The sequence below is a fragment of the Streptomyces sp. O3 genome, assembly GCF_054788135.1.
Window position 1 is genome coordinate 70,145 of the sequence record NZ_JBTVYK010000011.1, and the last position, 20,982, is coordinate 91,126.

Consider the following 20,982-nt stretch of genomic DNA (forward strand, 5'->3'; position numbering starts at 1 on the left):
CGTACTATTTCTGTATGGCTACCGACACGTATCCGACCGAAGAAGCGGTGCGCGAGGCACTCGCGACGGTCAACGATCCCGAGATCCACCGGCCGATCACCGAACTCGGCATGGTCAAATCGGTGGAGATCGGCGCCGATGGCGCGGTGGCCGTCACGGTCTACCTCACGGTCTCCGGCTGCCCGATGCGCGAGACCATCACCAAGAACGTCACCGACGCCGTCGCGGCCGTCGAGGGCGTCGCGCGCGTGGACGTCACGCTGGACGTGATGAGCGACGAGCAGCGGCGCGAGCTCGCCAGCTCGCTGCGCGGCGGCACCGCCGAGCGCGAGGTGCCGTTCGCCAAGCCTGGCTCGCTGACCAGGGTGTACGCGGTCGCCTCCGGCAAGGGCGGGGTCGGCAAGTCGTCGGTGACGGTGAACCTGGCCGCGGCGATGGCCGACGACGGGCTGAAGGTGGGCGTCGTGGACGCCGACATCTACGGTCACTCGGTGCCCCGCATGCTGGGCGCGGACGGCCGCCCGACCCAGGTCGAGAACATGATCATGCCGCCGTCGGCGCACGGCGTGAAGGTGATCTCGATCGGCATGTTCACGCCGGGCAACGCCCCGGTGGTGTGGCGCGGCCCGATGCTGCACCGCGCGCTCCAGCAGTTCCTCGCGGACGTCTACTGGGGCGATCTGGACGTGCTGCTGCTCGACCTGCCGCCGGGTACCGGCGACATCGCGATCTCGGTGGCCCAGCTGGTGCCGAACGCCGAGATCCTGGTGGTCACCACCCCGCAGCAGGCCGCGGCCGAGGTCGCCGAGCGGGCCGGGGCGATCGCCGTGCAGACCCACCAGAAGATCGTGGGCGTGGTGGAGAACATGTCGGGCCTGCCCTGCCCGCACTGCGACGAGATGGTGGACGTGTTCGGCACCGGCGGGGGCGCGAAGGTCGCCGAGGGGCTGACCAAGACCACCGGCGCCACGGTTCCGGTGCTCGGCGCCATCCCGATCGACGTACGGCTGCGCGAGGGCGGCGACGAGGGCAAGCCGGTCGTGCTGAGCGACCCGGACTCTCCGGCGGGCTCCGCGCTGCGGACGATCGCGGGGAAGCTGGGCGGGCGGCAGCGCGGTCTTGCGGGCATGTCGCTCGGGGTCACCCCGCGCAACAAGTTCTGAGCACGCCCGGACCACGCTCTGAACCCTTTCTGAACCCGTTCTGATCGCGCGGGTTCCGGGCCGGTGGTACGCGGCCGGGGCCGTCCCTCTCCGTGAGGGACGGCCCCGGTGCCGTACGGGCGCGTACCGCCCGCTCACGCGTAGTCGGTGATGTCCTTGACCGCCGAGAAGCCCAGACCGTACGCGCTCATGCCGCGCCCGTACGCGCCCAGGTGGACGCCGGACTCGGTGGACCCGGCGAGCACCCAGCCGAACTCCGACTCCCGGTAGTGGAACGGCGTCGGGACGCCGTCCACGGGCAGCGAGAGGGTCGTCCAGTCGGCGCTGAGCAGATCGTCCGCCAGCACCCACGCGGTCTCGGTCTGCTGGTCGAGCCAGTCGTCACGCAGCGCGTGGTCCATCTGGCCCGGCCAGGTGAAGCTGAGCAGGCCGACTCCGGCCAGCCAGGCCGCCGACGAGACCGAGGTGGCGTCCACCACGCCGGTGCCGTCGGTGCTGCGCCGCACCGGGCTGACCGGCACGGTCACCACGACCGCGAAGCGGTCCCGCTGGGAGCTCCCTTCGGTGCGCAGCGCGGGCTCGTCGCCGTGTCCGGTCGAGCCGTGCGCCACGGAGCCGTCGGCGGCGCTGCCGACCTGCATCAGCCAGCGCGGGCCCGTGAAGGCCTCGTCCAGGCCGTACCACGGGAAGGGCGCCAGCAAGTAGCCGTCGACCGCGCTCGCTCCTGTCTGACTCTTCGTCTCCATCAACCCGGCCGCCTCCTCGGTGTCCGTCGGTCCGGAGCGGCCCGCCCCCCTCGGGCGTCCTGAGTCCGGACGACAACAGAGCAGAATAGCCACACCAGCCGCCGGGGGCGGAGCTTCCCGTCTTGTGCGGGTCGCTCACCGGCCACCGGCGGGGTCACAGCGGGGTCACTCACCGGCCACCGCGCGAGAGGCTCACGCCACCGTGCGCCGGGCCCGTGCGCCACCGTGCGCTGGGCCCATGTACCACCGTGCGCGGGGCTCAGGTGGCGTCCGAGTCGAACGGCGGGGGCTCGACCGGGGCTGGTTTCGCGCCATCCTTGCGGAGGTCGGGGCCTTCGCTCTTGCGGAGGTCGGGGCCTTCGCTCTTGCGCAGGTCGGGGCCGCTGGGCCCGGCGGGCTCCGGGGCGCCGGGCTTGGTCAGGTCCGGGGTGCCGCCCGAGCCCGCGGACGGGTGCGGCCGGTTCGGGTCGAGGCTGTGTGCGGCGTCCGTGACCTCGGCCATCTCCTTCTTCAGGTCGAAGCCGTTGCGGATCTCCTTGAGCCCCAGCTCGTCGCTGTCCAGCTGCTTGCGGATGAACGTCTTGGGGTTCAGGTCCTCGAACTCGAAGTCCTTGAACTCCGGACCCAGTTCACTGCGGATGTCCTGCTTGGCGCTGTCTGAGAAGGCGCGGATCTTACGGATGAAACCCGCGACGTCCTGGATGACCTTGGGCAGCTTCTCCGGGCCGAACAGCAGCACGGCGAGGACCAGCAGCGTCAGTACCTCAAGTCCGCCTATGTCACTGAACACCTGGTGGCCCCTTTCGATGTCCGCGGCCGTGGGCAGCTGGCCCCGAGTCGCCCGGTCCCGAGTCGCCCGGTCTCAAGTCGATCGGTCTCAAGTCGATCGGTCCCGAGTCGGTGAGACACGGGCTGGTCCACAGTACCGGGCGGCGCTGCCCGGCCGGTACTGTCCTGGCCGTTCACCCGGCGTCGGCGGAGCCGAGCTCCAGGGACAGGGTCCGCTTGTCGCCGTCCCGCTCCAGGGTCAGCTCCAGCTTGTCGCCCGGACGGTGCGCGCGGATCTTGACGATCAGCTCCTGCCCGGTGTGGATGCGCTGGCCGTTCACGGCGGTGATGACGTCGCCCGCCCTGACCCCGGCCTGGTCGGCGGGGCCGCCTGGTTCGACCGCGGGGCCGCCGTCCCGTGTCTCGTCGGCGACCCGTGCGCCGTCGCCGGTGAACCGGGTGTCCAGGGTGACCTTGATCACCGGGTGGGTGGCCTTGCCGGTGTTGATCAGCTCTTCGGCGACCCGCTTGGCGAGGTTGACGGGGATCGCGAAGCCCAGGCCGATGGAACCGGCCGGCGCGCCGCCGCCCTCCGGGTCGGAGCCGCCGCCCGCGGAGCGGATGGCGCTGTTGATGCCGATCACCCGCGCCTTGGAGTCGACCAGCGGGCCACCGGAGTTTCCGGGGTTGATCGGGGCGTCGGTCTGCAGGGCGTCGACATAGGACATGTCGCTGCCGTCGCCGCCCGCGGTGATCGGGCGGCCCTTGGCGCTGATGATCCCCGAGGTGACGGTGTTCGACAGGTCGAAGGGGGCGCCGATGGCCACCACGGGGTCGCCGACCTGGACGCTGTCGGAGTTGCCCAGGGGCAGCGGCTTGAGGCCCGAGACTCCGGTGACGCGGACGACGGCGAGGTCATAGCCCGCGTCCTTGCCGATGAGCCGGGCCTTGGCGCTCTCGCCGCCGCTGAAGGTGACCGTTATCCGGCCGTCCGACCCCGCCGGGTCGACGACGTGGTTGTTGGTGAGGATGTGCCCCTTGTCGTCCAGCACGAAGCCGGTGCCGGTGCCCTGCGCGCCGCCGCCGCTGACATGCAGGGTGACCACGCTGGGCACGGCGCTCGCGGCGATGCCCGCGACGCTCTCCGGGGGGCGCTTGACGTCCTCGGCGTCGGCCTGCGGGAGGCGTACGTCGGTGATGCCGCCGTTGCGCTCCACATACGCGCCGACCCCGCCGCCGACGGCGCCCGCGAGCAGGGCGATGGCGAGGGCGCCGACCAGCAGCGCGCCGGGACGTCGCTTGCGGGCGGGGGCCCCGGATCCGGCGCCCGCCGGGGGCAGCAGCGGCTGCGGCCGCGGGGTGCTCCACGGGTCGTACTGCTGCCAGGGCGCGCCGGGCATGCCGGCACCCCCGGTGGGCGTGCTGGCGGGGTGTGCCGGGTCCGGGGGCGGCGCGGGGTGGCCGTGCGGCCCCAGGCCGTCGGCCGGGGGGTGTCCCGCCTCCGGCTGGCCCGCGTGCGGCGGTACGGGGGTGCCGTGCGCCGGGGTGGCCCGCGGATGCTGGACGGGCGGCGCGGGGGCCCAGGGGCCCGGCTCGCCGTAGGGCGGGGTGCCGTACCGGTCGGGGGCGTGCAGCGGACGGCGCTCGGCCCCCGGTGCGGGGGCCTCGTCTCCGGCGTCCGTGGCGGCGTCCGTGGCGGGTTCCTCGGCGGCGGGGGCGTCCGTCACGCCCTCCGTCGCTGCGGTCGGCTGGTCCGTCGGCTGGTCCGTGGACGGCTCAGCGGCGGCGCCCGGCTGCCCTTGCCGGGGTCGGCTCCACCAATCCGCTTTCGCCCTGGCGGGCTTCCCCTCGTCCATCTTCTCCCCACAGCTGGTGCACGGCGCGGCCTTCGGGCCTCACCCCCGCGTCGGCGGGCACGCCCACCGAGAATTCAATCAGGTTTACGAGGCCGCGGTCAGCGCCGGTCAGCGGCCGGCCGCCCGCGCATCTCCGGCCGACGCCGACGCCGAGGGTGACGGTGTGCCGCCGGGAGCGGGCGGGGAACCCGGCACGGTGGTCGGATGCAGCGGATGCCTCGGATACAGCGGAGTCTCGGCGGCCGTGCGTATCAGCGGCCAGAGCGCGGTGTCCGTGGCGGGCAGCGCGTATCCGCCGTCCGCGAGGGAGGGTGCGGCATACGGGCCCGTCAGCGTGCGCGGCTGTCGCTGCTGCTGCGTTCCCGGTACCGCGGGGCCCCCGATGCCCGGCGAGGCGACCGGTGCGGCGAGCGCGCCGGACCGCTGCCCCTGCGACACGGACGAGAGGCCGCCGCCCCGGCGGCGCTGGGTCTCGCCGCTGCTGGCGGCGGAGACGCCGCTGGGCGCCCGCTGCTGCGGACTGGCCTTGGCGCCCCGCGGCTCGACTGGTTCGGCCGCGGTCGGAACGCCCGTGGACACCCCGCCGAGCGCGATCGCGGCCAGCGACATCGCCCCTGCGGCCGCGAAGGCGAACCGGCGACCGCGCGAACCGCCGGAGCGCTCGGGCGAGGCGGACCGGCCGACCTCGTGGATGCGGAAGCCCCGCGCATGCGCCGCGCCGGGCAGTATCTCGCCGTGCGCGTCGGAGTGGTCGTATCCGAACCGGTCCTGGCGCAGGCCGAAGACGCCGTCGGCCCGCGCCGTGAAGGCGCGGTCGGCGAGCAGGCCGCCTAGGGGCGGCGCGCCGGGTTCGCCCCGGTCTTCGTCGTCGCCGTCGGCGGGGAGTCCCTGGAGGCGTGCCAGGAAGCTCGCGGACGGGCCCGGCGGCGCGGTGGAGGCGAAATAGGTCTTCAGACGACGCTGAGCGTCGGCCTCGTCCTTGCACTTGGGGCAGGTCGCGAGGTGCGCGAGGACCCGCTCGCGGCTGTCATGGCCCAGCTCGCCGTCCACCAGGGCGGCGAGGCGGTCCCCGAGGTGCTGCTCGGCAGGTGTCGGACAGGAGCCGTTCACGCGGTCGCGCCCCCTCCCTCCAACACCCCGGCGCCCGCGACCGCGAGCGAGCGGCGCTCGGCGCGGGCCTGGGGCGAACGGTGCTGCAGGGCCTTGCGCAGCTGGGAGCGGCCGCGGTGGATACGGCTGCGGACCGTGCCGAGCTTGACGCCCAGGGTCGCCGCGATCTCCTCGTACGACAGCCCCTCGATGTCGCAGAGCACCACGGCGGCGCGGAACTCGGGCGCCAGGGTGTCCAGCGCCTGCTGCACGTCCGCGTCGAAGTGGGTGTCCTGGAAGACCTGCTGCGGGGACGGCTCCCGGCTGGGCAGCCGCTCGGCGGCGTCGTCCCCGAGCGCGTCGAAGCGGATGCGCTGCTTGCGCCGGACCATGTCCAGGAAGAGGTTGGTGGTGATGCGGTGCAGCCAGCCCTCGAAGGTGCCGGGCGTGTAGGTCGACAGCGAGCGGAAGACGCGGACGAAGACCTCCTGGGTGAGGTCCTCGGCGTCGTGCTGGTTGCCCGTCAGGCGGTAGGCGAGGCGATAGACCCGTGCGCTGTGCGTGCTGACGATCTCCTCCCAGGTGGGCGGAGTCCACGCCTGCGAATCCGCGGCTGCGGCGAAGGTCGCGGTCTGTGCGGAGTCGGGAAAGCGGGAACGGACGTCAGCGTTGTCAGTCACGGATTTCGGCTCGCCCGCCGACCTGAGAAGGCGCCGCCAGCGCGGCGCTCCGCCCCGGTCACCGGTCGCAGCCGCACCTCCCCTGTCGGCTCTGGTGGTGTCCAGTGGAGCCCCTACCATAACCACCTCGCCCGTTAGCTCCGGATAAGCGTTTTTACGTGAATTTGGAAGTTCTCGCTGTGGCTCGGCACCGCTGACGGTGCGCTTCTCCCTCACCTCTCCATAACGCCCGGTCCCATCTGCGGGTTCCCAGCGCCAACGGATACAGTCACGGGCAGGTCAAGGCCGCCGCACACCGCCGCATCACCGCCGAACACGGGGACAGGAGAGGCTCATTACCGCCAACCGGCAGACGAGCTGGGCGTTCGCCGACGCCTTTGTCGCCGAGGACGAAGCGCTGCTCCGGGCCAGGGACCAGGCCGTGGAGGCAGGGCTGCGCGCGGTGTCGCCCGGCACCGGCGCCGCGCTGCGGATGCTCGCGGCGACCACGGACGCCAAGGCGGTGGCCGAGATCGGGACGGGGGTCGGCGTGTCCGGCATCCATCTGCTGCACGGCATGCGCCCCGACGGCGTACTGACCACGGTCGACGTCGAGCCCCAGCGCCAGCAGTTCGCCCGCCAGGCCTTCCGTGACGCCGGGTTCGCCAGCAACCGCGCGCGGTTCATTCCGGGCCGCGCCCTGGAGGTGCTGCCCCGGCTCGCGGACAGCGGCTACGACCTCGTGTTCTGCGACGGCGACCGGTTCGAGTTCCCGGACTATCTCGCTGAATCGTTGCGCCTGCTGCGACCTGGCGGTCTGGTCTGCTTCGAGGGCGTCTTCGCGGACGACCGCACGGTGGACTCGGGGCCGCAGCCGGCCGAGGTGCTCAGGGTGCGGGAGCTGCTGCGCGCCGTGCGGGAGAGCCCCGACCTGGTGTCCTCGCTGCTGCCGGTCGGCGACGGGCTGCTCTGCGCCGTACGGCGCTGACCGCACGCCCCGAGCGGGCCAGGCCGCCCCAGACGTGCCACTGCCCCGGCACGCTGTCAGCGTGCCGGGGCAGTGGCAGGTTGAAGGGCGCTGCCGCTAGCCGACGACCTTCTTCAGGGCCTCACCGAGCTCCTCGGCTTCATTCGGGGTCAGCTCGACGACAAGCCGACCGCCGCCTTCGAGCGGAACGCGCATGACGATGCCCCGCCCCTCCTTGGTCACCTCGAGCGGGCCGTCGCCCGTCCGCGGCTTCATGGCCGCCATGCTCGTTCCCCTTCCTGAAACCAGCTCATCGCAGCCGGCGGCCCCATGAAAAGGTGCTCTGACACCGGCATCGAACACATTGCTTCCAGGTCATTATCCCGCATCGCCGGACCCGATGAACAACATCGGTCCGTATCGCTTGCGCAACGCACCTGACCAAAACCACTCAATTCGGCGATGCGGTCGCGATACCGCGCCCCCGCGCCCACCGGTACCGGCACACGCCGTTTGACGCAGGTCACACCCTCCAGCGTCTGCCCGAGGCATCCGGTGTCGGTCATGCTGTGCTCTGCACACACTTGATCTCGACGAACCAGACGCACTCGACACACATGACAAAGGGGACCCCTTCCATGGCCGACACCGTGCTCTACGAGGTGACCGACGGGCTCGCGACGATCACGCTCAACCGCCCCGACGCCATGAACGCCATGAACACGGAGGCCAAGGTCGCCCTGCGGGACGCGGCCCAGGCGGCCGCGGCGGATCCCGCGGTGCGCGCGGTGCTGCTGACCGCGACCGGGAGGGCCTTCTGCGTCGGGCAGGACCTCAAGGAGCACATCGGGACGCTGACCGCCGCCCAGGAGTCCGGCGGCGACGACACGATGAGCACCGTACGCGAGCACTACAACCCCGTGGTCCGGGCGCTCACCGAGATGCCCAAGCCGGTGGTCGCCGGGGTGAACGGCGTCGCCGCGGGCGCGGGCTTCGGCTTCGCCCTGGCCGCCGACTATCGCGTCGTCGCGGACACCGCCTCCTTCAACACCTCGTTCGCCGGGGTCGCGCTGACCGCGGACTCCGGGATCTCCTGGACGCTGCCGCGCGTGGTGGGTCCCGGCCGGGCGGCCGACCTCCTGCTGTTCCCGCGCTCCGTCAAGGCCCAGGAGGCGTACGAGTTGGGCATCGCCAACCGGCTGGTACCCGCGGCCGACGTGGCCGCCGAGGCCGCGAAGACGGCCCGTGAGCTCGCCGAGGGGCCGACGCTCGCCTACGCGGCGATCAAGGAGTCGCTCGCGTACGGGGCGGGCCACACGCTGGCCGAGACCCTGGAGAAGGAGGACGAGCTGCAGAGCCGGGCCGGGGCGTCCGCCGACCACACGATCGCGGTACAGGCGTTCATCGCCAAGGAACGCCCGAAGTACCTGGGCCGCTAGGCCCTGTCTTCAAACTCCCGTCTGCCTCGCGACGCCATGCACGCACTCTCGCCGCACCGGGCGCAGACCCAAGTACGTCCAGTACGAGGGCCCGCACCCGGCACGCCGAGAGCACGCACCTGACGCCGCGAGGCCGCCCTCCGGGCGACGACGGGAGTTTGAAGACAGGACCTAGGGCGTGGCCTTGGCGCTGGTCGCGGGGGCGGGTTTCGGGGCGGTGCGCCAGGCGCAGTCGGCGACGTGGTCGTTCACCAGGCCGCACGCCTGCATCAGGGCGTACGCCGTCGTGGGGCCGACGAACCGTATGCCGCGTGCCTTCAGCGCCTTGGCCAGGGCCTTCGACTCGTCGGTGATCGCCGGTACGTCCGCGAGCGTGCGCGGGGCCCGCCGGGTCGCCGGATCGGGGGCATGCGACCAGATGAGCGCGTCGAGCTCGCCCGCGGGCCACTGGGCCAGCACCTTCGCGTTGGCGAGTGCCGCCTCGATCTTGGCGCGGTTGCGGATGATGCCGGGGTCGGCGAGCAGCCGCTCCGCGTCCCGCTCCGTGAAGGCCGCGACGGAGCCGATCGCGAAGTCGGCGAAGGCGCGGCGGAAGCCCTCGCGGCGGCGCAGGATCGTGATCCAGGACAGGCCCGACTGGAAGGCCTCCAGGCACAGCCGCTCGAAGAGCGCGTCGTCGCCGTGGACCGGACGGCCCCACTCGTCGTCGTGGTACGCGATGTAGTCGTCCGCCGAGAGGGCCCAGGGGCAGCGGGGTGTGCCGTCGGGCCCCGCGAGCGCGGCGCTCATGACCGGGGCTCCTCGGACGGGGCGGCCGGGTCTGCGGGGCCGGACAGGGCGGACGGCGCGGGGGCGGCGGTCGAGGTGGCGGGGCCGGGGACGGCGTCCTGCGGCCGGTAGCCGTCGAAGAGGCCGGGGCCGCTGACCGCCGCGGCCTGGGACCCGGCCAGCGCGGCCTCCAGCTCGGCGATCCTGGCGTCCCGCTCGGCCAGCTCGGCGCCGAGGCGGGCGAGCGCGTCGTCCACGTCCGCCATGCGGTAGCCGCGCAGCACCATCGGCAGGCGCAGCGCCTGTACGTCGGCCCAGCCGACCGGGCGGTCCGCGGGCAGCGGGCTCGCGACAAGCTCGGGCTGCGCCTCGGGGAGCGGCGCGGACTCGCCGCCGCCCAGCACGGCCAGGGTGACCGCGGCGATCACCACCACGAGCGCGATGAGCAGGAACCAGAACACGTGCATCTCCCTGGAGCGCGCCATTTCGACAGTTCGGGTCCGATCGTGCCACGCGGCACCGACAGTTAGGGTCAGGCGACCGATGCGAGGAGGAACCAGGGGATGCAGAGCGCGGGAACGCACAGTCCGCTGCGGCTCGGGCGGCGCGAGTTCGGCGCGCACGAGCCCGTGATCATGGCGATCGTCAACCGGACCCCGGACTCCTTCTACGACCAGGGCGCCACCTTCCGTGACGAGCCCGCGCTCGCCCGAGTGGAGCAGGCGGTGTCAGAGGGCGCTGCCATCATCGACATCGGCGGGGTGAAGGCCGGTCCGGGGGAGGAGGTGACCGCCGAGGAGGAGGCACGGCGCACGGTCGGGTTCGTCGCCGAGGTGCGCAGGCGGCACCCGGACGTGGTGATCAGCGTCGACACCTGGCGGCACGACGTCGGCGACGCGGTCTGCGCGGCCGGGGCCGATCTGCTGAACGACGCGTGGGGCGGGGTCGATCCGCGGCTCGCCGAGGTGGCGGCCCGGCACGGCGTGGGTCTGGTGTGCACCCACGCGGGCGGCGCGCGGCCGCGGACCCGGCCGCATCGGGTCGCCTACGACGACGTGATGGCCGACATCCTGCGGGTGACGCTCGGGCTGGCCGAGCGTGCCGTGTCGCTCGGTGTGCCGCGGGAGTCCGTGCTGATCGATCCGGGGCATGACTTCGGCAAGAACACCCGGCATTCGCTGGAGGCGACGCGGCGGCTCGGGGAGATGGCGGACACCGGCTGGCCCGTGCTGGTCTCGCTGTCCAACAAGGACTTCGTGGGCGAGTCGCTGGACCGGCCCGTGAAGGAGCGGGTCCTGGGGACGCTCGCCACCACGGCCGTCTCGGCGTGGCTCGGGGCGCAGGTGTACCGCGTACACGAGGTCGCCGAGACCCGGCAGGTGCTGGACATGGTGGCGTCCATCCAGGGCCACCGCGCACCGGCCGTGGCCCGGCGCGGGCTGGCCTGACCGGAGCGGGGCGGGGCGGTAGGGCCCCGGATTCCCTGGGCTCAAAGACAGGCTCTCAGCTTGTTCTTTTTCTTCCGGTCTCGAATGGCGGCTCAGCGGGCGACCGGGCTCAGCGAGCGACCTCCTTGGTCACCAGGGTCACCGCCTCGTCCACGTCGTCCGTGACGTGGAACAGCAGGAGGTCCTTCGGCGACGCCTTGCCCTGGGCGACCACCGAGTCGCGGAGCCAGTCGACCAGACCACCCCAGTACGCCGAGCCGAACAGCACGATCGGGAAGCGGGTGACCTTGCGGGTCTGGACCAGGGTGAGCGCCTCGAAGAGTTCGTCCAGGGTGCCGAGTCCGCCCGGCAGCACCACGAACCCCTGCGCGTACTTCACGAACATCGTCTTGCGGACGAAGAAGTAGCGGAAGTTCACCCCGATGTCGACGTGCGGGTTGAGACCCTGCTCGAAGGGGAGCTCGATGCCGAGCCCGACCGAGATCCCGCGGGCTTCCCGCGCCCCCTTGTTCGCGGCCTCCATCGCGCCGGGACCGCCGCCGGTGATCACCGCGAACCCGGCCTCCACGAGCGCCTTGCCGAGGCGCACCCCGGTCTCGTACTCGTCCGATCCCGGCTGGGTGCGCGCGGAGCCGAAGACGCTGATCGCGCTGGGGAGTTCGGCGAGCGCGCCGAAGCCCTCGACGAACTCCGACTGGATCCGCATCACCCGCCAGGGGTCGGTGTGCAACCACGCCGAGTCGCCCATGGAGTCGAGCAGCCGCTGGTCCGTGGTGCCGGGCATGACTTGCTCGCGCCGTCGCACCACAGGGCCCATGTACTGCTCCTCCGGCGGCCCTTGCGCTTCCGGACTGCCCATGAAGATCCCCTTCCGCTGACGGTGTTGGTTCAGCGTAGGTCGCCAAAGGTGATCAGGGGCGGAATTACCGGAAACGCGCTGGTGACGGCCGGGGTGCGGGCCCTTGGGCGGCGCGTCCCTCAGGCCGTCAGCCAGCCGCGCAGTCGCTCCTCGACGACCGGGATGTCCGCGGCCCGTACCCGCTCGTCCGCCTTGTGCGCGAGCAGCGGCTCCCCCGGCCCGTAGTTCACCGCGGGCACGCCGAGCGCGCTGAACCGGGAGACGTCCGTCCAGCCGAACTTGGGCCGTGCCTCGCCGCCGACGGCCGCCATGAACGCCGCGGCGGCCGGGTGGGTGAGTCCGGGCCTGGCGCCGCCCGTGTGGTCGTCGACGACGAACTCGTCGATCTCGCAGTCCGCGAAGTAGTCCCGGACGAAGGCGAGCGCCTCGTCCTCGCTGCGGTCGGGGGCGTAACGGAAGTTGACGGTCACGGTGCAGGCGTCCGGGATGACGTTGGTGGCGACGCCGCCCTCGATGCCCACGGCGTTGAGCCCCTCGTGGTACCGGAGTCCGTCCACGACCGGTGTGCGCGGTTCGTACGCCGCGAGCTTCGCCAGGATCGGCGCGGCCGCGTGGACGGCGTTGGAGCCCATCCAGGCGCGCGCGGAGTGCGCGCGCTCCCCCTTGGTGCGCAGCAGCACCCGCAGGGTGCCCTGGCAGCCGCCCTCGACCTCGCCGTTCGTCGGCTCCAGCAGGACCGCGAAGTCGCCCGCCAGCCAGTCGGGGTGTGCCGCGGCGACATGGCCCAGGCCGTTGAGGTGCGCGGCGACCTCTTCGTTGTCGTAGAAGACGAAGGTGAGGTCGCGGTTGGGTTCGGGGACGGTGGCGGCGATCCGCAGCTGGACGGCGACGCCGGACTTCATGTCGCAGGTGCCGCAGCCCCAGAGCACGCCGTCCTCGTCGAGCCGGGACGGGACGTTGTCGGCGATCGGCACGGTGTCGATGTGCCCGGCGAGCACCACCCGCTCGGCGCGGCCCAGGTGCGTACGGGCCACCACGTTGTTGCCGTAGCGGTCGACCGTGAGGTGCGGCAGGGTGCGCAGCGCGGCCTCGATCGCGTCGGCGAGTGACTTCTCCTGGCCGCTCACGGAGGGGAAGTCGACCAGCCGCGCGGTGAGTCGCGCGGCGTCCTGGGTGAGGTCGAGCGGCGTGTCAGGCGAGGTGTCAAGCGGCGTGTCTGGCATGCGTCGACCCTAGCGTTCCCGCCAGTTCGCCGAGCTTTCAGCCATATCCCGGACTCCAGTGCCGAGCTTTGGCCGTATCCCGGACTCCAGTACGGTAGGCCGGTGTCCGAGCAGCCCTCCTCTTCCTTCGGGCGCGGCCGCCTCCTGCGAACCGGGGCCGCCGTCGCCGTGCTGCTGGCGCTCGCGGGCTATCTGGCGGCCCACTACGCGGGCGGCGGCAGGCCCTCCCCCCGGTGTGTCGTCGTGTCCGCCGCCGGTGACGGCGCGACCTACGAGTTCGGGGTCGACCAGGCGGTGAACGCCGCGACGATCTCGGCGGTCGGCACCTCGCGCGGGATGCCGGAGCGCGCCGTGACGATCGCGCTGGCGACCGCGCTGCAGGAGTCCGGACTGCGGAACATCGACTACGGCGACCGGGACTCGCTCGGCCTGTTCCAGCAGCGCCCCTCGCAGGGGTGGGGCACCAGGAAGCAGATCATGGACCCGGCGTACGCGGCCGGGGAGTTCTACGAGCACCTGGCGGAGATTCCGGGGTACACGCGGCTGCCGCTGACGGACGCCGCGCAGCGGGTGCAGCGCAGCGGTTTCCCGCAGGCGTACGCCAAGCACGAGCCGGACGCGACGCTGCTGGCCGCGGCCCTGACCGGCCGCGCCGCCGCGTCGCTGACCTGCGGCGTGAGCGTGGGCTCGGCCAGCGGCGACGCGACGCGGGTGCGTGAGGCGCTGGTCCGCGACTTCGGGCGCGACGTGCTGCCGCGCACCGGGGCGGCGGACGACGCCAAGGCCGACGCCAAGGGCGGCGGCGCGGGCGATGCGGGTGACGCGAGCGCCGCGGGTGACGCGGGTGACGCGGGCCGGGCCGCCGGGGCCGCCGACCCGTCGCGCACCGTGGCGGTCCCGGTGCCCGCGGCGGACGGCGGCGACGGCGCGGACGCGCGGCGCGGCTGGGAGGTGGCGCAGTGGGCGGTGGCGCAGTCGTCCGTCCTGCACATCGAGCGGGTCGCCTACGCGGGCCGGGAGTGGACCGGCGAGGAATCCGGCCGGAAGTGGCGCAAGACGAACGGTCGCGCCGAGGCCGACGAGGTCCTGATCGTCATGGCCCGGTAGTACCGGCGTTCACCCGGCAGAGGGACGCCGAGCACGCGAAGGCGACGTTTCCGCGACATCCGTGCGACACCAGCGCCGCGCCCCTGCCCTCAGCGGGCAGAACCCTTGGAAACACCGGCCTGTGAGCCCCCTCAGGGCCTCAGCGGGACCCTCGCGCTCCGTCCCGCTTGTCCACCTTTATCCGCAAGTGATAATGCGATGCATTACCAACTCTTTACGTTGCCTCGCCGCAACCTTCCCCGGCTTCGGGCGGTAGTCACGGCGTCCGTACGCCAATGTTTCCTCCGTCCTAAGGAGCATCATGTCTCTCCCCCTGACCCGCCGGATCGCCCAGGCCGCGCTGCTCGTCGCAGCGGGAGCGGTGCCCGCGGTCGGTGCGGCCGGCTCGGCGAGTGCCGCGGAACTCCCGGACACCTCCAACCTGGGCGGACTGACCCAGCTGGACAACGCCGTCGAGGCCGTGGACGGCACCGCGCAGAGCGTCAGCGAGATGGCGGGCGAGGCCGGCGGCAACGCCGTCAGCAAGGCCACGCCCGCCGCGGGCAGGACCGGCGGCAAGGCCGTGACGACCGCCGCGCCGGTCGCGGAGCGCGCGGCCGGCGACGTCGCGGGCAGCGCCGCCGAGACGCTCGGCGAGACCGGTCAGACCGCGGCCGAGGGCGGCCTCATGGGCGGTCTGCCCACCGGCGGGCTGCCCACGGACGCGCTGACCGGCGGCGTGCCCACCGACGCGGTGGGCGGCGGCCTCCCGCTCGGCTGAGCCGTACGCCCCGGTGCGCCCTGGTACGCCCCGGTACGTGCCGATACGCCCCCATGGAGCGGGCCCGGAAGTCGCGGCTTCCGGGCCCGCTCCATGCGTGCTGCCACGCCACGCCCCTAATCCCAGGCGTCAGGCGTTCGGCTACCCCAGGCGCTCGGCTACCTCAGGCGTTCGACCGCCTGGGCGACCCGCTCGTCCGTGGCCGTGAACGCCACCCGCACGAACCGCTCCCCCGCCGGTCCGTAGAAGTCGCCCGGAGCGACCAGCACGCCCCGCTCGGCGAGCTGGGCCACCGTGTCCCAGCAGGACTCGTCGCGGGTCGCCCACAGATACAGGCTCGCCTCGCTGTGCTCGATACGGAAGCCGTGCTTCAGCAGGGCGTCCCGGAGCGCCTCGCGGCGGGCCGCATACCGGGCGCGCTGCTCGGCGACATGGGCGTCGTCCCCGAGCGCGGCGATCGTGGCGGCCTGCACCGGCGCGGGCGTGATCATCCCGCCGTGCTTGCGGATCTGGAGCAGTTCCCCGAGCACCGCCGCGTCGCCCGCGAGGAACGCGGCGCGGTACCCGGCCAGGTTGGAGCGCTTGGAGAGCGAGTGGACGGCCACCAGGCCCTCGTACGAGCCGCCGCAGACGTCCGGGTGCAGCACCGAGACCGGCTCGGCCTCCCAGCCCAGCTCCAGATAGCACTCGTCCGACACGAGCAGGACGCCGTGCTCGCGCGCCCAGGCCACGATCCGGATCAGCTCGTCCTTGGCCAGCACCCGGCCGGTGGGGTTGGCGGGCGAGTTGAGCCAGAGGAGCTTCAGGCCGTCCGGGTCGAGCTCGGTCGGGTCCTCGTACGAGACGTACTCGGCCCGTGCGAGCCGGGCGCCCACCTCGTACGTGGGGTAGGCCAGCCGCGGATAGCCGACCCGGTCGCCCGGACCGAGGCCGAGCTGGGTCGGCAGCCAGGCCACCAGCTCCTTGGAGCCGACCACGGGCAGCACGTTCCGATGCGTGAGCCCGCGCGCCCCGAGCCGCCGCCCGCACCAGCCCGTGATCGCGTCCCGCAGCTCCGCGGTGCCCCACACCGTCGGATAGCCCGGCGAGTCCGCGGCGGCGACCAGGGCCCGCTGGATCAGCTCGGGCACCGGGTCGACGGGCGTGCCGACCGACAGGTCCACGATGCCCCGCGGGTGCGCGGCGGCGGTGGCCTTGTAGGGCTCCAGTTTGTCCCAGGGGAAGACCGGCAGGCGGCCGGACACCGCGAAGGCGGGAGAGGCAGGAGAGCCAGGAGACACAGGGGGCAACTTTCTTGTATCGGACGGGCGTACGGGTGCCGGAGCTCGATGCGCAAACGCCTCGGTCCCGTACGGCGGTGGGTGCCGTACGGGACCGAGGCGGCGCGAGCGGCCGTGTTACTGGTTCTGCGGCGGAAGCCCGGCGATGAACGGGTGATCCCGCTCGATCAGGCCGAGCTTGCTGGCACCACCAGGCGAACCGAGCTCGTCGAAGAACTCCACGTTCGCCTTGTAGTAGTCCTTCCACTCTTCAGGAGTGTCGTCTTCGTAGAAGATCGCCTCGACCGGGCAAACCGGCTCACAGGCTCCACAGTCGACGCATTCGTCCGGGTGGATGTACAAGGACCGGTTGCCCTCGTAAATGCAGTCGACCGGGCACTCCTCGATGCACGCCTTGTCCTTGACGTCGACACAAGGCTGCGCGATGACGTAGGTCACGCTGTCGTTCCTCCTCGATAGGGCGCCGGCGGGCCTCCTCAGGCTCCGCCGCCTGGCGCGCGGGAGCGCGGCGTCGTCGATGCCCGCACCTAGTATCTCCGTTCCTGGCCAAGATCCGAACAGGAGGGGTGGACCGAGCTGTGGAAATCATCGGAGGCGGCCGCCTTGAAGTCCACATTACCGCCGCTGACGTGGGCAAACGCGTGTCCGTTCGCTACCTGACCAACTCTGGGGAGACGGGCGGGAAGTTCACTGACGCGGTAGGGGTGCTCACATCCTGGGACGACGGTGTGCTGTTCCTCACACGAAAGTCCGGGGGGCGTGTCCAGATCGCGGAATCCGCGCTGGTGGCCGGAAAAACGGTGCCCGCCGCCCCCGCGCGGCGGCGGGGCCCCGCCGCCTCCTTCACGGAGCTCACGCGGGTGACCGCGCGCGCGTGGCAGCCGGTGGAGCACGAGTGGCTCGGCGGGTGGGAGCTGCGGGCCGCGGTCCAGGAGGCGCCGCGCGAGGCGCGTCCTGGAGGGGCGGTGGCCGGGCGACGGGAGGGCTTCACCCGGCGGGCCAACTCGGTGCTGCCGCTCGGTGATCCGGGCCGGGAGCTGGACGAGGCGCTGGGCCTCGTACGCGACTGGTACGGGGCGCGCGGGCTGCCCTCGTACTTCCAGATCGCCACGGGCGCCGACGACAGTACGCAGGAGCTGCTCGGCGCGGAGCTGGAGCGGCGCGGCTGGACGCGCGCGGTGAGCGCCGAGGTCCTGGTCGGCGCGCTCGCGGCGATCGGCGACCTGGACAGCCCGGACGCGGCGCGGGTGCGGCTGTCGCGGTCGGTCGACGCGGGGTGGTTGCGCCGTTACCAGCGGTTCGGAGTGTCCGGAGCTCCTGAGGCTGTGGTGACCAAGGTGCTGACGAGCGGCCCGTCGGTGTGGTTCGCGTCCGTGCCGGGCGAGACCGGGGACGTCCCCGCGGCGATCGGGCGGTGTGTGGTGGACGGCCGGTGGGCCGGGTTCATGGCGGTCGAGGTGGCGCCCGAGCAGCGCCGCCAGGGGCTGGCCACGGCGGTCATGGCGGCGCTCGCCCGACGCGCCCTGGAGGAGGGCGCGTCGGCGGCCTGGCTCCAGGTCGAGACGGACAACGAGGGCGCCCTGCGGCTGTACGACGGCATGGGCTTCGCGCCCCACCACCGCTACCACCACTACACGACGGACTAGGCAGACACGGACTGGCGCGGAGAGACGGACAGGCACAGAGAGAAGGAACCGACACGTATGCGCACTCCCACGCCCGACCGGCGGCAGCGGTTCGCCGACGAAGCCAGGTCCGAGCGTCCCGATCTGGCGCTGCTCTGTCTGCTGGTGGGCGCGGAGGCGGACCCGGCGCTCGACGAGGCGGGCATCGACGCGGCGCAGATCGAGCTGGACCGGCTCGCCGGGCTGCTGCCGTTCCGGCCCGGCGGTCCCCGCGCGTGGGCGCGGGTGCTCGCCGAGCTGCTCGGCGAGCGCTGCGGCTTCGGGGGCTCACCGGCCGACTACCGGCGCCTGGAGTCCTCGCTGCTGCACACGGTGCTGCGGCGGCGGCGCGGGCTGCCGATCCTGCTGTCCGTGGTGTGGCTGGAGGTCGCGCGGCGGGCGGGCGCGCCGGTGTACGGGGTGGCGCTGCCCGGACACTTCGTGGTCGGGTTCGGGCCCGCCGACGACCAGGTGCTCGCCGACCCCTTCGACCGGGGGCGGGTGCTGTCGGGGAGCGACGCGGAGCTGCTGGTCGCGGGGGCCACCGGGGCGTCGCTCGACCCGTCGGCGCTGGGGCCCGCCGACCCGTTGGACATCGTGCTGCGCGTGCTGAACAACATCCGTGCCTGGGCCGCGGCCCGTCCCGAGCACTCCGACGTGGCGCTGTGGGCGGTGGACCTGTCGCTGTTGCTGCCCTCGCATCCGGCCAGACTGCGCTATGAGCGGGCCCAGTTGCTGGTGCGGCGCGGCGAGTTCCGTACCGGCGCGGCCGAGTTGGACGCGTACGCCGAGGTGGTGGACGCGGTCGACGCTCAGGCGGCCGAACGCGTCCGGCGGCAGGCTCGGGAGGCGCGCGCGATGCTCAACTGATCTCCCCACGGCACGCGGCGGACCGCCCCTTCGGCAGGAGGGTGCCGAAGGGGCGGCGACACGGGGGGCGGGTACGGGCAGCGCGGTGCGGCGGCGTACGCGCGGCGGCTCAGTTCGGGTTCGTCGGGATGGTGACGATCCGTTCCTGAGGCGTCTTGCCGAGCATGGCCTGCCCGGCGGCGGCGGCCACCTCCTGCGGGCTGAGCTGCTTCTTGCTGCCGTCGGCCTTGGTGATCAGCACGCCGTCGAAGATCGTGCCGTACAGGTCCTGGAGCGCCTCCAGGTCGTACTTCTGCGTGAGCTTGCCGTCCTTGTCGGCGACCACGCTCACGAACTTGGGAATCGACCTCTCCGGGCTGAACGACACCGTCTGGCCGGTCTCCGCGCGCACCGTGATCAGTCCGGACATCGCGGGCTCGGCGAACTCCTTCATCATGCGGTCGACCTCGGCCTTGGTGACCTTGGGGTCGGTGGTCGCCACGGGGAGCTCGACCGGCCGCCGCTGGCCGGTCTCCACCTGGGCCCGGTAGGCCGCGCGCACGGCGGTGACGGCGCCCTGGATGTTCACCTTGTTGGCGGGCTTGCCGTAGACGGGGACCGCCTTGCCCGCCTCGAGTTTGATGCCGCCCTCGTTCGCCGGGTTCTGGCCGCCGACGACCCGCTCCAGCGCGTCGGCCAGCTTCTCCTCGTCGGTCGGCATGACCGGGTCCACGGTCCGTTCGCCGCCGAACAGGGAGCCGACCACCGACACGGGGTTGTAGTCGCTGACCGCGGCCGCGCGCACGGTGGCCTGGTCGTCGAGGCTGAGCCCCGCCTGTGCGGGCGTCAGCTCGGCCTTCTCGCCGTTCACGGACAGCTCGATGGGCTGGGTCGCCCGCTCGCCGAGCGCGGCGTCCAGCTTCTTGACGGCGTCGTCGCGGGTGCCGCCGCCGATGTCGACGCCGAGCACGGTGGTGCCCTTGGGCACGTCCGAGTGGTTCATCAGCAGCCCGGCGCCGTACAGGCCGCCGGCGATGACGACCACGCCGACCCCGGCGAGCATCAGCTTGCTGCGGCCCTTCTTCTTGGGGGCCCGGCTGGCGGGGGCGGACGGCCGCGGCGCGTCCAGGCCCGGACGCGCCGGAGGTCCGTCCTGCGGACCGGGCGGGAACGCGCCCTGGGCGGGCAGGGCCGTGGGGATGCCGCTGTTCAGGGTGTCGCCGGAGACCTGGCCACCGGGGCCGGGGGCCGGTACCGGGGCCGGGGGCTGCGGGGTGAGCTGTGCGGTGTCGTCGCTCATCCGGGGCGGTACGCCCGCGGGCGTACCGCCAGCGGGCGTGCCGCCGTCCTGCCGGAAGCCGGGGCCTTCGCCGGTGACGGGACCCGTGGTCGGGCCCGTGGGCTGGCCGTTGCCGGGGCCGTAAGGGGGACCGCCGTGCTGGGAGGCGCCGCCGGAGCCGTGCGTATCGAAGCCACGCGTGTCAACACCCGGACCGCTCGGACCGCCCGGACCACCCGGACCGCCAGCACCCGGACCGCCCGGACTGCCAGCACCCGGACCACCCGGACCGCCAGCACCCGGACCGCCGGAACCGCCGGGGCCACCCGGACCGCCGGGGCCAGGGCCGCCCAGACCGTCAGCACCCGGACCGCCAGCCCCAGGTACGCCGCTCCCCGGCGCACCCGCGCCAGGGCCGCCGGGGCCACCACCTGAGCCGCCCGGACCGCCCGGACCGCCCGGCGCGCCGCCGGAGCCCCGCGCGGGGGCAGGCGGCTTGCGAGGCGAGAACCAGTCGCTCGCCTTCCCCTCGGCCGGACCGTCAGCCGACGCCGAAGCCGAAGCCGCCCCGGCGCCAGCCGCGCTCACGCCGCCCGAGCCGCCCGCCGTCTGGTCGCTCCGCGCGGAGCCCGCGGACGCACCCCCCGAGACGCCCCCTGAGGCACCCCCCGAAGCGCGCCCCGCGCCGCCCGCCGAGCCGGCCGGAGCGGGCGCGCCCGTGTCCCCGGCCCCCGAGCCCGACTTGTCGCCCTCGTTCACCGGTGTACGCATCACCACGGGCGGAATCGGCCGCGAACCGGGGATGTTGATCCGGACGCGTGTAGTCAGCGTCGTCTGCGTCTCTGAGGACTCGTCGGGCCGCGTCTCGGCGGCCCGCTGGTCCGCGTCCACCCCCGTCCCCGGCTCGCGGGCGCCCGCGGGCGATCCGTACGGCGGTGTCCCGGACGGGTACGCGGCACCCCCGCGCCTCTGCGGCCCGGAGGACGAACTGTCAGTTTCACGACTCAAGGCAGGTTCTCCCGATCGGCTCCGCCGCCCGCCAATTCCAAGTTTCAGGT

At 73.1% G+C, this 20,982-nt stretch carries 21 protein-coding genes; 8 read left to right on the forward strand and 13 right to left on the reverse strand.

Going from position 1 to position 20,982, the window contains the following annotated elements; translation table 11 throughout:
* Positions 1 to 14: 14 nt before the first annotated feature.
* Positions 15 to 1,163 (forward strand): Mrp/NBP35 family ATP-binding protein, encoded by a 1,149-nt coding sequence (locus ACX6XY_RS08210; RefSeq protein WP_460327901.1) that lies wholly within the window; start codon positions 15 to 17, stop codon positions 1,161 to 1,163.
* A 134-nt stretch (positions 1,164 to 1,297) separates the two neighbouring features.
* Here the strand turns inward: ACX6XY_RS08210 and ACX6XY_RS08215 are convergent, their stop codons facing one another.
* From ACX6XY_RS08215 to sigE, 5 genes are all read right to left on the reverse strand, one after another.
* On the reverse strand, positions 1,298 to 1,909 hold the full coding sequence (locus ACX6XY_RS08215; RefSeq protein ID WP_460327902.1) for a hypothetical protein: 612 nt from the start codon (positions 1,907 to 1,909) through the stop codon (positions 1,298 to 1,300).
* 259 nt (positions 1,910 to 2,168) lie between these two features.
* Positions 2,169 to 2,699 (reverse strand): sec-independent translocase, encoded by a 531-nt coding sequence (locus ACX6XY_RS08220; RefSeq protein ID WP_460327903.1) that lies wholly within the window; start codon positions 2,697 to 2,699, stop codon positions 2,169 to 2,171.
* Positions 2,700 to 2,871: 172 nt separating this feature from the next.
* Positions 2,872 to 4,533, reverse strand: coding sequence for a S1C family serine protease (locus tag ACX6XY_RS08225; RefSeq protein ID WP_460327904.1), 1,662 nt, complete (start codon positions 4,531 to 4,533; stop codon positions 2,872 to 2,874).
* A 108-nt stretch (positions 4,534 to 4,641) separates the two neighbouring features.
* Positions 4,642 to 5,643, reverse strand: a complete 1,002-nt coding sequence (locus tag ACX6XY_RS08230; RefSeq protein WP_460327905.1) for a zf-HC2 domain-containing protein — start codon at positions 5,641 to 5,643, stop codon at positions 4,642 to 4,644.
* A complete protein-coding gene (sigE, locus tag ACX6XY_RS08235) occupies positions 5,640 to 6,422 on the reverse strand; it encodes an RNA polymerase sigma factor SigE (RefSeq protein WP_460327906.1) in 783 nt (260 codons plus the stop codon). Before sigE ends, ACX6XY_RS08230 begins: the two co-directional genes overlap by 4 nt.
* Positions 6,423 to 6,564: 142 nt before the next feature.
* Here sigE and ACX6XY_RS08240 point away from each other — a divergent pair, with 142 nt between their 5' ends.
* Positions 6,565 to 7,269, forward strand: coding sequence for an O-methyltransferase (locus tag ACX6XY_RS08240; RefSeq protein ID WP_460327945.1), 705 nt, complete (start codon positions 6,565 to 6,567; stop codon positions 7,267 to 7,269).
* Positions 7,270 to 7,365: 96 nt separating this feature from the next.
* Here the strand turns inward: ACX6XY_RS08240 and ACX6XY_RS08245 are convergent, their stop codons facing one another.
* The gene (locus tag ACX6XY_RS08245) at positions 7,366 to 7,533 is read right to left on the reverse strand and encodes a DUF3117 domain-containing protein (RefSeq protein ID WP_460327907.1); all 168 of its coding nucleotides are present in this window, start codon (positions 7,531 to 7,533) and stop codon (positions 7,366 to 7,368) included.
* A gap of 353 nt (positions 7,534 to 7,886) precedes the next feature.
* Here ACX6XY_RS08245 and chcB point away from each other — a divergent pair, with 353 nt between their 5' ends.
* Positions 7,887 to 8,687 (forward strand): 2-cyclohexenylcarbonyl CoA isomerase, encoded by an 801-nt coding sequence (gene chcB, locus ACX6XY_RS08250; protein WP_460327908.1) that lies wholly within the window; start codon positions 7,887 to 7,889, stop codon positions 8,685 to 8,687.
* Positions 8,688 to 8,858: 171 nt separating this feature from the next.
* Here the strand turns inward: chcB and ACX6XY_RS08255 are convergent, their stop codons facing one another.
* Positions 8,859 to 9,476 carry a DNA-3-methyladenine glycosylase I gene (locus ACX6XY_RS08255; RefSeq protein ID WP_460327909.1) on the reverse strand — a complete coding sequence of 206 codons (618 nt, stop codon included), beginning with the start codon at positions 9,474 to 9,476 and terminating at the stop codon, positions 8,859 to 8,861.
* Positions 9,473 to 9,922: a DivIVA domain-containing protein gene (locus ACX6XY_RS08260; protein ID WP_460327946.1), complete on the reverse strand. Its 450-nt coding sequence runs from the start codon at positions 9,920 to 9,922 to the stop codon at positions 9,473 to 9,475. Before ACX6XY_RS08260 ends, ACX6XY_RS08255 begins: the two co-directional genes overlap by 4 nt.
* A gap of 96 nt (positions 9,923 to 10,018) precedes the next feature.
* Between ACX6XY_RS08260 and folP the strand changes: the two genes are divergently transcribed.
* Complete coding sequence (folP, locus tag ACX6XY_RS08265) at positions 10,019 to 10,903, forward strand: dihydropteroate synthase (protein WP_460327910.1); 885 nt, start codon at positions 10,019 to 10,021, stop codon at positions 10,901 to 10,903.
* Between the two features lie 109 nt (positions 10,904 to 11,012).
* Here the strand turns inward: folP and ACX6XY_RS08270 are convergent, their stop codons facing one another.
* Together ACX6XY_RS08270 and dapE are read right to left on the reverse strand one after the other, a co-directional pair.
* Entirely contained in the window at positions 11,013 to 11,762 is a 750-nt protein-coding gene (locus ACX6XY_RS08270) for an LOG family protein (protein WP_460327911.1), read from the reverse strand.
* A gap of 119 nt (positions 11,763 to 11,881) precedes the next feature.
* Complete coding sequence (gene dapE, locus ACX6XY_RS08275) at positions 11,882 to 12,985, reverse strand: succinyl-diaminopimelate desuccinylase (RefSeq protein WP_460327912.1); 1,104 nt, start codon at positions 12,983 to 12,985, stop codon at positions 11,882 to 11,884.
* A gap of 102 nt (positions 12,986 to 13,087) precedes the next feature.
* On the opposite strand from dapE, the gene ACX6XY_RS08280 reads away from it, so the two are divergent.
* Positions 13,088 to 14,092, forward strand: a complete 1,005-nt coding sequence (locus tag ACX6XY_RS08280) for a heavy metal transporter (protein ID WP_460327913.1) — start codon at positions 13,088 to 13,090, stop codon at positions 14,090 to 14,092.
* A gap of 301 nt (positions 14,093 to 14,393) precedes the next feature.
* Positions 14,394 to 14,852, forward strand: a complete 459-nt coding sequence (locus ACX6XY_RS08285) for an ATP-binding protein (protein WP_460327914.1) — start codon at positions 14,394 to 14,396, stop codon at positions 14,850 to 14,852.
* Positions 14,853 to 15,010: 158 nt separating this feature from the next.
* On the opposite strand, the gene ACX6XY_RS08290 is transcribed toward ACX6XY_RS08285, so the two are convergent.
* Positions 15,011 to 16,132, reverse strand: coding sequence for a bifunctional succinyldiaminopimelate transaminase/glutamate-prephenate aminotransferase (locus ACX6XY_RS08290; protein WP_460327915.1), 1,122 nt, complete (start codon positions 16,130 to 16,132; stop codon positions 15,011 to 15,013).
* A 117-nt stretch (positions 16,133 to 16,249) separates the two neighbouring features.
* On the reverse strand, positions 16,250 to 16,570 hold the full coding sequence (gene fdxA / locus ACX6XY_RS08295; RefSeq protein ID WP_460327917.1) for a ferredoxin: 321 nt from the start codon (positions 16,568 to 16,570) through the stop codon (positions 16,250 to 16,252).
* A gap of 140 nt (positions 16,571 to 16,710) precedes the next feature.
* Between fdxA and ACX6XY_RS08300 the strand changes: the two genes are divergently transcribed.
* Both ACX6XY_RS08300 and ACX6XY_RS08305 read left to right on the forward strand, forming a co-directional pair.
* Positions 16,711 to 17,778, forward strand: coding sequence for a GNAT family N-acetyltransferase (locus ACX6XY_RS08300; RefSeq protein ID WP_460327918.1), 1,068 nt, complete (start codon positions 16,711 to 16,713; stop codon positions 17,776 to 17,778).
* A 57-nt stretch (positions 17,779 to 17,835) separates the two neighbouring features.
* Positions 17,836 to 18,666: a SirB1 family protein gene (locus ACX6XY_RS08305; RefSeq protein WP_460327919.1), complete on the forward strand. Its 831-nt coding sequence runs from the start codon at positions 17,836 to 17,838 to the stop codon at positions 18,664 to 18,666.
* Positions 18,667 to 18,775: 109 nt separating this feature from the next.
* Here the strand turns inward: ACX6XY_RS08305 and ACX6XY_RS08310 are convergent, their stop codons facing one another.
* Entirely contained in the window at positions 18,776 to 20,932 is a 2,157-nt protein-coding gene (locus tag ACX6XY_RS08310; protein WP_460327920.1) for a hypothetical protein, read from the reverse strand.
* Positions 20,933 to 20,982: the final 50 nt, after the last annotated feature.

What these genes read in the sequence shown, in the direction of transcription:
- ACX6XY_RS08210 (WP_460327901.1), top strand. Translation starts at nt 15, where the DNA reads ATGGCTACCGACACGTATCCGACCGAAGAAGCGGTGCGCGAGGCACTC.
- ACX6XY_RS08215 (WP_460327902.1), bottom strand. Translation starts at nt 1,909, where the DNA reads ATGGAGACGAAGAGTCAGACAGGAGCGAGCGCGGTCGACGGCTACTTG.
- ACX6XY_RS08225 (WP_460327904.1), bottom strand. Translation starts at nt 4,533, where the DNA reads ATGGACGAGGGGAAGCCCGCCAGGGCGAAAGCGGATTGGTGGAGCCGA.
- sigE (WP_460327906.1), bottom strand. Translation starts at nt 6,422, where the DNA reads ATGGTAGGGGCTCCACTGGACACCACCAGAGCCGACAGGGGAGGTGCG.
- ACX6XY_RS08245 (WP_460327907.1), bottom strand. Translation starts at nt 7,533, where the DNA reads ATGGCGGCCATGAAGCCGCGGACGGGCGACGGCCCGCTCGAGGTGACC.
- chcB (WP_460327908.1), top strand. Translation starts at nt 7,887, where the DNA reads ATGGCCGACACCGTGCTCTACGAGGTGACCGACGGGCTCGCGACGATC.
- ACX6XY_RS08255 (WP_460327909.1), bottom strand. Translation starts at nt 9,476, where the DNA reads ATGAGCGCCGCGCTCGCGGGGCCCGACGGCACACCCCGCTGCCCCTGG.
- ACX6XY_RS08260 (WP_460327946.1), bottom strand. Translation starts at nt 9,922, where the DNA reads ATGCACGTGTTCTGGTTCCTGCTCATCGCGCTCGTGGTGGTGATCGCC.
- folP (WP_460327910.1), top strand. Translation starts at nt 10,019, where the DNA reads ATGCAGAGCGCGGGAACGCACAGTCCGCTGCGGCTCGGGCGGCGCGAG.
- ACX6XY_RS08270 (WP_460327911.1), bottom strand. Translation starts at nt 11,762, where the DNA reads ATGGGCAGTCCGGAAGCGCAAGGGCCGCCGGAGGAGCAGTACATGGGC.
- dapE (WP_460327912.1), bottom strand. Translation starts at nt 12,985, where the DNA reads ATGCCAGACACGCCGCTTGACACCTCGCCTGACACGCCGCTCGACCTC.
- ACX6XY_RS08285 (WP_460327914.1), top strand. Translation starts at nt 14,394, where the DNA reads ATGTCTCTCCCCCTGACCCGCCGGATCGCCCAGGCCGCGCTGCTCGTC.
- ACX6XY_RS08305 (WP_460327919.1), top strand. Translation starts at nt 17,836, where the DNA reads ATGCGCACTCCCACGCCCGACCGGCGGCAGCGGTTCGCCGACGAAGCC.